Here is an 8,534-nt window from a genome sequence, read left to right on the forward strand (position 1 = left end):
TAATAAAACATACTTTGTATTTGCGCATTTATCTCCTTATGAGCATTTAGAAACTTTTGGCTTATATACTGAGAGATTATTAGCTAATAAAATTTTTGCTAATAGTAAAGAAACGTTTAATCACTTATGTGATTTAGGTTTACCTACTAATATTAGTAATATTTTATTTAATGCATCGCCAGCTGAATTTTTCCATGAAAAAACTGCAAATGAAGAATCATTAAAAAACATAATGTTAGTTAGTAATCATCCTCCAGAAGAAATCTTGGATGCGATGGAAATTTTAAAAAATGAATATTCATTAAATGTAACGAACATTGGTGTTCGAGGAAGTACAGAGCGTTTAACTCCAAAAATGATTGAAAATGCTCATGCTGTTGTTACCATTGGAAAAACTGTTCAATATGCTATTGTGGGTGATACTCCAGTTTATTGCTATGATCATTTTGGTGGGATTGGCTGGTTATCCGTAAATAATTATAAAAAAGCAGAAGAGTTTAATTATTCTGGGAGATGTTGCTTAAGAAAAATCTCTGCACGGGAGATAGTTGAAGAAATAATTGTTGGCTACGAAAAAGCTAGAGAGGATATTCACAAAATTAGGCGTGAAGTTTTATCTAAATATTGTTTAGATTCCTATATTAGTGCCATAATCAAAGAGTCCCAAGAAAATATTAACACAAGATTTATCGGTTTAGAGGATCGGCAAAAAATAAGATCTGAATCAGAAATTGTTAAGTCAATTAAACAATATTACAATGCATATAATGAATTATCTGTATACCATAATAATCTATTGAAAAAGATTAACGATTTATCGTCTCAAAATGATCATTTATTATCTGATAATAGTATTAATATGGAAAAGTACAATGTATTATTAAGCTCTTATAATAAATTAGAAAGTCGATATTTAAAATATAAGAATACATTTTTTAAAAAATTAGCAAGAACAATAAAGAAAATATATAACAAAAACGTAGATTAAATGAATAAAAACCAATCTTTACAAAAATGATTATCTATTTTTATGGTAAATCATTTAAAAAGATTGGTTGTACTTTTGTTTTTTTGTATTATTTAGTATATTAATATTTAAGCAACTATACTTTTCTAGCTTCCTTCCATAACTTATCAATATTTAGATTAACGATTAAATCAGAAATACCTCTTGGGTTATTCATTAATAATGGATCTAGTTTTACCACCCAACTGATGTCTTTGGTTCTTTCAGATTGTGCTCCAATATCAAAAACTAATGTAGGTATTTTTAGAGCCAAAGCTATTGATAAAGTGTAAGAAAATGTCTCTTCCCATATACTTGGTAATATAATTAAATCGGGAGAAATTTCTCTAATTTTATCAATACATTCTTTATTATTTTTGTATTTACCGGTGATTGTAACATGATTTGTTTTCATTACGTGTTGATCACCTGGATTACTAAATCCGACTAAAAAATAAGATAAATTTAAATTTCTATTTTTTGAATCAATTGCTAATGTAGAAAGTAATTGTGAACCTTTCTCAATACTAAGTGCACCTATTGATGCAATTTTTATTTTATTTTTTTGTTTTTTTCTCTCAGCAGGTAAAATATTACCTAATTCATCATCATGAGGGATAACATCAATGTCCAAATCAGGAAAATCCTTTAGAACTATATCCCTAGCGCAATAAGATGGTGATTCGATTTTAAAACAATTTTTTAAAAATGATGCATATGCCTTATGCCGTGCATAGGCGTCAGCAATATTAATGTCGTAATCAACCGGAACCGTTTTTACATTATACCAATGATTTCTTCGTGCTAATGAAGGTACCCCTTCATAAATATATTCAGGTTTTAGCAATTTATAATCATATGACATACAAGCATAATCGTGAATAATGAATTTGTAAGTTAAATTAGATGAAGCAAAATAAGATAAAATTTTCTCATGATGATGCCAATCAAGGCTGGCAAAGCTATTGATGTGTACTAAAATCGGTTGAATAGTTTTAAAAAATAGATCTAAAAAACCGAAGTCACAACTTAACGACAAATTTTTTAAATTGCAAAGATTAAATTGGCCATTTTCATGAAAATAAATAGAATAAAGTTTCTTGTCGTGAACTTTTAACAAAATACAATTAATACCTTGATCAGTATATTGACCTATTATTTTTTCTAAATATGTATTAATTCCCCCTTCCCATGCATGGGTAACAATTACAATACTCTCACTTTGCCCAATTTTCAATTTCAATCTTGCAACGTCCAAATTACGACGCAAAATAAAGACAGGATCTACATTTATAAAATTATGAACCAAATTAAGATAATTTGGATGTTTTAGATTTAATGCATTTTCTCCTTTTTTCATATTTTCAGCTTTAATGGCGGAGAAAGAAACAGATCCGACATGATATACAAATACATCACCAATGATAATATTTTTAAAACCAGCATGGATAGCTCTCATACAAAAATCATTTTCTTCCCCATATCCAACTTTAAAAGAATTATCATCAAGCATACCTATTTGATTAATTACTGTTCTTCTCATATAAAAGCAAAAACCAACACCAGTTGGTGTTTCGATATAGGATCCTTTATTTATTTTAGCTGCTAATTTATCTAATTCTGATGGTGAAATCTCGAGGTTGTGATTGTTATCTTGGCATGTAAAAGGATAGCTACATATAGTAGCATTATTTGACATAGGTGTTATTGTTGCAATAGTTTCATCTTTATCTGCATAATCAATCATCCTTTCAAACCAACCTTCAAAAACGAAAGCATCAGAATTAAGTAATATAACATCCAGATTATGGGATAAATTATTAATTGCAAAATTGATTGTTCTAACAAAACCTAGATTTTGCTCATTCAAATGGTAATCAAATAACCCTTTTTTTGATAATTCATTTAGTTTTATATTTAATTTTTCATCTGGTCCAGCATCATTGATAACTAGTAAGCTATATTGATCTGAAACTCTACTTTTTAATGCATGATAAATTGAACATAATGATTCATCTAATCCTTTATAAACAGGGAGTATAACCACACATTTCGTATTTGATGTATATTTAGCTGGTTTAAGGCGATCCCAAAGTTGATCTTGTGGTGATATAGGTGTAAACCACAACTTGTTAGATGAACTTAATAAATCAGAATTAGTTCTAGATGCTTCTGGTATATTATTAGTGGAATCAGTGACCAAATTAATAATATTATTTGTTACGAGCTGTTTTTTAGATAGAATATTAAAGCCCAAGAAGCTGACTGTTTTATAAGTACGATCTTTTTTAATTACGAGTAATTTTTTTAAGAAATACTGCTCTCTAGGATTAAAATTTCTTTTATATATAGTGAGCCACAAAAATTTAACTTTTACTGATTTTTGTGATGCTATCCGTTTTATCATTTATTTTCTCGCCATTATTTTATTCTAATTTTGTTTAGATTATAACCTGTTTTATGGTTTAATAAAATAGGTTATATATAGGAAAACATAGGGTTGTTTACACTTTATGATTAAAATAATTCTCTAAAAATTCTGAAAATCGTTTAAGCTTCTGTTTACTGTCTTTTGAATCACTAAATATTTGCTGATTATGCCATATCTCCATTAAAGTGCGTATCACTTTTTCTGCTTTCCCATTCTTTTGAGAGCAGGGTTGTTTTGTAAGATTTTGATTAATAATATAATTACCGCTCATTTTAACAAATAGGTGCTTGTCTGTGCTTTGATATTCACGACCATTATCCGAATAAATACAGTTAATGATATAAGAACATTGGGCTAATACGTCGTTGTATAGAAACTGTGCTGAGCTAAATTGGAATTTGTCTGGTTAGAGATCCTCAGCTCTTTTGAAAAATTATCAAAACCGACGAATAAATATTATCTAGTCTGCTATTAAATTTCGTCTTTAAATAAGGTAAACGCTTAGTGTCGACATACCGCATTTCATCCGGATAAGTTTTGTTCATAGCGTTCATTCTTACTGGTTAAGGAATCAACAGCTTTAATCTAGTTTGTTAGTATGTTATAAATGGTTGGACAACTGACTATAAAACGATTTTGCCTAATCGGTGGCGGTTATTTTTATGGTGTAGTCGCCATATCTCTTGTCTGTGATGCGGCATTAATTTTATTTTTTTCATGTATATTTGTTACAGTTGTTTTTCAAATTACTGTTAATAATTCCATTTATTTCAAATGGTTATAAATTATTTTAATTAACATTTAAAGCATGTTAAACTATGACTGATATTTGCTTAATTAACTTTTTTAAACATTATTAGCTAGTTATATTATAGCTATTTATATTTTGTTAAATCATTTATTGATTGGGACTAATATGAAAATATTAATTACGGGTGGCGCTGGTTTTATTGGTTCTGCTGTTGTTAGGCATATTATTAATCAAACAGAAGATGAAGTTTTAGTTATTGATAAATTGACTTATGCGGGCAATTTAGAATCATTAATTGAAATATCTAAAAATAAACAATTTCATTTTAAGCAAATTGATATTTGTGATCGAAAATCTCTTGATTCTACAATCATTGATTTTTATCCTGATATTATTATGCATCTTGCTGCTGAAAGTCATGTTGATCGTTCTATTGATAATCCTTCCGCATTTATAGAAACTAATATCATAGGTACTTATACTCTTTTGGAAGCTACTTTAGCTTATTGGAAAGCGTTAGATAGAAGTAAACAATCTACGTTTCGTTTTCATCATATTTCTACAGATGAAGTTTATGGTGATTTGCATGGAACAAATGACTTATTTACTGAAAAAACGCCTTACTCTCCAAGTAGCCCTTATTCAGCTTCAAAAGCCTCTAGTGATCATTTAGTTCGTGCGTGGTATAGAACCTTTGGTTTACCTATTGTTTTAACCAACTGTTCAAATAACTATGGTCCATATCATTTTCCAGAAAAATTGATCCCCTTAATGATACTTAATGCTCTCGAAGGCAAACCATTGCCCGTATATGGTAATGGTCAACAAGTAAGAGATTGGTTATATGTTGAAGATCATGCTAGAGCCCTTTACCTTGTAGCTACTAAAGCAAAAGTAGGTCAGACTTATAATATTGGTGGGCACAATGAACAAAAAAATATTGATGTAGTGAATATCATTTGTGAATTACTTGAAGAGCTAGCTCCAAATAAGCCAAATGGAATTAATTATTATAAGGATCTCATTACACATGTTTCAGATCGACCTGGTCATGATCAGCGATATGCTATTGATGCCTCTAAAATTTATCAAGATTTAGGTTGGAAACCACAAGAAACATTTGAAAGTGGTATGCGTAAGACTGTAATTTGGTATTTAAATAACAAAAGTTGGTGCGAGCATATTAAAGATGGTTCATATGCACGATCAAGACAAGGTATTATTTAATAAGGTAGATTTATGAGAGGAATTATACTTGCAGGTGGTTCAGGAACTCGTCTTTACCCTATAACTCGAGGTGTATCAAAACAGCTATTACCAATTTATGATAAACCAATGATTTATTATCCATTATCTGTACTTATGTTGGCAGGTATTCGTGATATTTTAATTATTACAACACCAGATGATTTCCCTATGTTTCAACGCTTATTAGGTGACGGTTCTCGTTTTGGCATTAAACTTAGTTATGCCAAACAACCTAAGCCAGAAGGCTTAGCTCAAGCTTTTTTAATTGGTGAAGAGTTTGTTCAAAAACAACATTGTGCATTAATTTTGGGTGATAACTTATTTTTTGGCGAAAGCTTCGGAAAAAAATTAGAAAAAGTAGAGTCTCAAAAAGAAGGCGCAACTATTTTTGGGTATCAGGTAGTAGAGCCAGAGCGCTTTGGCGTAGTTGATTTTGATAAAAATTTTAAAGTAGTATCTATTGAAGAAAAACCAATTAAACCAAAATCCAATTGGGCTGTTACAGGACTTTATTTTTATGATGAAAATGTTGTTGAAATGGCAAAGCAAGTGAAGCCATCAGCAAGAGGGGAATTAGAAATCACTACTCTGAATCAGATGTATTTAGAAGCTGGATTATTAAATGTTGAAATTCTAGGTAGAGGTTTTGCTTGGCTTGATACAGGTACGCATGATAGTTTGCTTGAAGCATCATCATTTGTTCAAGTTATAGAAAAAAGACAAGGGTTTAAAGTAGCTTGTCTTGAAGAAATTGCATATCGTAATGGGTGGTTAAGTATAGAGCAATTAAAAGAGGAAGTAATAAGTTTAGGTAAAACATTATATGGTCAATACTTATCAAAATTGATAGAAGGATAGGGGGTTATAATGGAAGTCATTCAAACTGAAATTCCTGATGTAAAAATCGTGCAACCTAAAGTTTTGGGAGATGAAAGAGGTTTTTTCCTTGAAACATTTGAGCAGAAACGTTATCAAAAAATGTTAGATATTGAACTTAATTTTGTACAGGATAACCATTCCCGCTCACAAAAAGGAGTTTTAAGGGGATTACATTTTCAAAAAGAAAATCCTCAAGGAAAACTTGTTAGAGTTGTTAGAGGAAAAGTTTTTGATGTTGCTGTAGATATCAGAAAAAATTCACCAACCTATGGAAAATGGGTTAGTGTTATTCTATCTGAAGATAATAAAACGCAATTATGGATTCCACCTGGCCTTGCACATGGTTTTTTGGTAATGTCAGATATAGCTGATTTTGAATATAAATGTACCAACTATTATGATCCATCATCTGAAGAGTGTTTATTGTGGAATGATCCGACTATAAATATCAATTGGCCAATATCAAATCCTATATTATCTGCTAAAGATAAATTAGGTAAAACTTTAAGGGAGTTATAATAAGTTCATGAAAGTTTTGTTAACGGGAGCCAATGGTCAATTGGGGCATTGTTTTAAAAATATATTTCCTAAAAATTGGACGTTACTTATAACTGATAGCCAAGAATTAGACATAACTGATAATTTAGCTATTGATAATTATTTCTCTATACATAGACCAGATGCCATTGTTAATGCAGCTGCTTTTACGGCAGTTGATAAAGCAGAAGATGAGTATGAATTGGCTTATCAAGTCAATGTTATTGGACCTGAAAATTTGGCTATTGCCGCTGAAAAATACAATGCTAAACTTGTCCATGTTTCAACTGATTACGTATTTGATGGAACAAAAAATCAACCTTATGTGGAAAGTGACATAACTAATCCAATCAACGTATATGGCGAAACTAAACGAAAAGGTGAACTCGCGGTTTTAAGCAATGACCCCTCAGCGATTATTATTAGAACTTCCTGGGTGTTTAGTGAGCATGGTAATAATTTTGTTAAAACTATGTTAAAGTTAGCAAGTGAAAAAATAGAGTTATCTATTGTGAACGATCAGGTTGGCAATCCAACTTATGCTGGAGATCTTGCCAGAGTAATTATTCAACTTCTTGAGAAAAAAATTGATGGAGGCATTTATCATTATTGTGGTGATGAGTCTACATCGTGGTTTTTATTTGCTAAAAAGATATTTGATATAGCATTAGAAGAAAAATTATTGACACAGGCGCCTGAAGTTTTTCCAATTAATTCTCAATCTTTTCCTACTAAAGCTAAAAGACCATTATATTCAGTGATGAGCATGGAAAAATTAAAAAAATATAATATATCGGGTTCAAATTGGAGAGAACAACTACTTTCTTGTATTTCTAAAATTAAATCTATTTAGGCTATTTGATGACTGTTTATTTTGCTGAATGGAATGCTGATTATGAAAAGTATATGGTTAATAGCATGAAATCTGAGCATGACGTTGTGCTTTTTAACAAATTAATGAAACATTTTAGGGATATTAATTTTATATTAGATAGGAAAAACCTTCCTAGGCAATGGTTTATCAAATTTCACCAATTTATGAAATTAAGGGCGTTAAGAACCAATGATATTCTATTATGTAGTGGCTTTGCTATTTCTGGATTTATTGACTTAGTTAAAAATCTGCAATGTCATCGAGTTCTGATATTACGTGATACTATTGAAGTTTTAAATAATAGTATGAAAAATAACAAAAAATGGTTGTGCCAAAATGAAGATTATGTAGATAAAATCACACCTTTTTTTGATAAAATTTATAGTTTTGATTTTGATGATTGCCACAAATACAATTTTACATATTTAAATCAATTTTTGCCATTTACTTATTCAGAAATGAAAAAATTGAGGGCTGAGTCAAATCATTTTTGTAACTCTATAAAAACTTGCTATTTTATAGGTGAATTTTGGGAAAATAGGGCCGAGGTTATTAATAAAATTGCGCCCATATTACAACAACATGGTTATCAAACAGATTTTAATTTAATCAATTACAAATCAACCAATATAGATCATCGGCTTAATCAATCTGGTTATTATAAATTAGGAGAAAAAATCAGTTATTTTGAGAATATAGAAAAAGTAAAACATAGTGATATAATTTTAGAAATAGGGCAAATTGGTCAAAGTGGAGTGACCTTAAGAGCTATTGAAGCTATTTTATTTAATAAAAAATTAATTACTAC

At 29.8% G+C, this 8,534-nt stretch carries 6 protein-coding genes and 1 pseudogene; 6 read left to right on the forward strand and 1 reads right to left on the reverse strand.

All coding sequences use genetic code 11. The features are described 5' to 3' along the window. A pseudogene (locus A9G22_RS11330) lies at window positions 1-988 on the forward strand (hypothetical protein); the annotation flags it as partial. Between the two features lie 115 nt (window positions 989-1,103). Here A9G22_RS11330 and A9G22_RS01565 read toward each other — a convergent pair. Continuing rightward, on the reverse strand, window positions 1,104-3,413 hold the full coding sequence (locus tag A9G22_RS01565; protein WP_065587405.1) for a glycosyltransferase: 2,310 nt from the start codon (window positions 3,411-3,413) through the stop codon (window positions 1,104-1,106). A 940-nt stretch (window positions 3,414-4,353) separates the two neighbouring features. Between A9G22_RS01565 and rfbB the strand changes: the two genes are divergently transcribed. From rfbB to A9G22_RS01595, 5 genes are all read left to right on the forward strand, one after another. After that, entirely contained in the window at window positions 4,354-5,415 is a 1,062-nt protein-coding gene (rfbB, locus tag A9G22_RS01575; RefSeq protein WP_065587407.1) for a dTDP-glucose 4,6-dehydratase, read from the forward strand. 12 nt (window positions 5,416-5,427) lie between these two features. Then, window positions 5,428-6,294 (forward strand): glucose-1-phosphate thymidylyltransferase RfbA, encoded by an 867-nt coding sequence (rfbA, locus tag A9G22_RS01580; RefSeq protein ID WP_065587408.1) that lies wholly within the window; start codon window positions 5,428-5,430, stop codon window positions 6,292-6,294. 9 nt (window positions 6,295-6,303) lie between these two features. Next, window positions 6,304-6,834 carry a dTDP-4-dehydrorhamnose 3,5-epimerase gene (rfbC, locus tag A9G22_RS01585; RefSeq protein ID WP_065587409.1) on the forward strand — a complete coding sequence of 177 codons (531 nt, stop codon included), beginning with the start codon at window positions 6,304-6,306 and terminating at the stop codon, window positions 6,832-6,834. A 7-nt stretch (window positions 6,835-6,841) separates the two neighbouring features. Further along, window positions 6,842-7,705, forward strand: coding sequence for a dTDP-4-dehydrorhamnose reductase (rfbD, locus tag A9G22_RS01590; RefSeq protein ID WP_075508228.1), 864 nt, complete (start codon window positions 6,842-6,844; stop codon window positions 7,703-7,705). Between the two features lie 8 nt (window positions 7,706-7,713). Next, on the forward strand, window positions 7,714-8,534 hold an 821-nt coding region (locus tag A9G22_RS01595; RefSeq protein ID WP_075508229.1), incomplete at its 3' end, for a hypothetical protein.

This window comes from Gilliamella sp. App2-1 (assembly GCF_001690255.1).
GTDB lineage: Bacteria > Pseudomonadota > Gammaproteobacteria > Enterobacterales > Orbaceae > Gilliamella > Gilliamella apicola_G.